At 27.2% G+C, this 2,108-nt stretch carries 1 protein-coding gene; it reads right to left on the reverse strand.

The window, feature by feature from the left end:
* Positions 1-167: 167 nt before the first annotated feature.
* The coding region (locus tag ACXX86_RS04040; RefSeq protein WP_458561193.1) for a hypothetical protein at positions 168-2,108 on the reverse strand (1,941 nt) is incomplete at its 5' end.

Here is a 2,108-nt window from a genome sequence, read left to right on the forward strand (position 1 = left end):
AATAGGTTATAAAAACACTGGTGCACTTTATATTTCATTTAAGGATATATTTATATATAAATATATACAATTTAAATTTTATTATTTTTTCTTTGTTAACTGGGAAACACAGGAAATTATATTCTAAAAAAGAAAATACAGGAATTTTCCTGTATTTAATTTGTTTATTAATTAATTTCAGTTCAATTATGTCCGTCATAGAATCTAATAGTACTGTTTTGTGGAATTGAATTTGGAATATTATTATCTGCATTATGTGCAACTTGTAATCAATCAGTTAAATCAAATAATGAATAAATTAATACTAATTTATCAATTAATTCATATTTTTTATTTCAATCTAAATTAGAATTTAAGACTAATCCTTTTGCTCATTCAACACCTGGTTCTTGTGCTCATTTATGTCATTCTCTTAATAAGTCTTGACGATGATTTTCTGATGTTGAACCACCAATAGCATTAGTATTTACATATTGAACAAAGTTTCTTCCTAGTTGTTTGATTGATGTTTCATTTTCCAATGTATTTTTAAAGTAATTGTATCAATTTGTGAATTTATTACTATCATTTGAAACTTTTGGTGTTACATAGTTACCAATTTGTTGTTTTAATGTAACAATTCTTCTTGTATCAAAGAATGTTGTTTGAATGTATTCTTTTTCGATTCTATTTACTTCATCAACTGAAGTTGCATTTCTAACTCTTGCACTAAATGTTTCTATTTGTTCTTGTGTTAGTATATATATAGAAGAAGAAGAAGAAGGCGCTCCAGCAACAGTAGATTCTCCTTTTTGTTTCATTCTTTGAATTGCTTCTTCTTTTGCATCTCTAATTGGGTCACCAACATATGAATAGTTGTCTACTTCATGTTCAATAGTATTCAAGTTTTCAATTGTTTGAGCATCTTTAATTCTTTGTCCTAATCTGTCTCTTTCATCTTGTCTTGTGATTTTTGGATTACCTGTAACTTTTCCTTGAACTTGAACTTTTTTGTATGCAATAATTTGTCTTGCTCTTTCTTCTATTTGATCGTATTGTTCTTGAGTTGTTGCTTCATCAAGTTCTTTAGTTAATTTCTCTTTATTGTAAGCATCACCTTCAAGCTTAATAATCATTGCTCTAGCATTTGATTTTTGAGATTCTAATCTTTCTCTTTCTTTATCACGTAAATCGACTGCTTGATTTTTAGCATTTTCTATATCTAACATACTTGAAGTTGGATCATTAATTTTATTCAAGTTAGTAGTTTTAGTAGAAGCAGAATCTGGAATTTCACGGTTAGCTTGTAATGCTTCTGTTTTGAGTTTATTATACATACCTTCTGCTAAATCCTTAATTTGCTTAATTCTAGCAATAGGTGTATTTGGATTATCAAGTTCTTTTCTTCAAATTTTACCGTATTGTTGATCTCAATTTGTAAATGAAGCATTAGTAAATTTATCTACAAATGGATTTGCTTGATTAATATAATCTTGTCTTTTTGCATTTTCTTCTTCAGTTAACTTTCTATTTGCTTCATCAATAGCATTTTGAATATCTTGCACTGTTCTAGCATTAGCTTTAGCAGTATTAATTGCTTCTATATGAGCTGTTTGTGTTAATTTTTCTTTAATTAAGTTAAGTTCTGTAACTTTATTAAATGCTTCATCAGCTCTTTGTTTAATATCTTCAATATTTTGTTCAGTTATATTTGGTGAATTTAATTGATTAGATAGCTCAGTTTTCAAGTTTGGTGTTTCATTACCAAATTTATCACTAATATAAGTTTTAGCTTCATCTCTTAATCTAATTAATGCATCTGTTATACGACCTTTAGCTTCTCTAATTTGACCTGTCGATGAATTTTCACCATTAATTATTTTGCTTTCAGTTGTTTTTAGACTATTACCATCTTTAAGTTTTGCTAATTCTCTTAGTGCAAATTCTTTTTCTTGATTATATTGACTAAGTGCAGTTTCTGCTCTTTGTTTAATACCTTTTAATTTACCTACTGTATTATTTGTTTCTTTTAAGGTACCTTTTGTACCTAATTCAGTTATGAAAGGTTTTTTCTCTGCATCATTTGGTAAGTTATTAATTGCAGTTTGTACACTATCAAAAATATTATC

Source organism: Mycoplasma sp. CB776, from assembly GCF_054343395.1.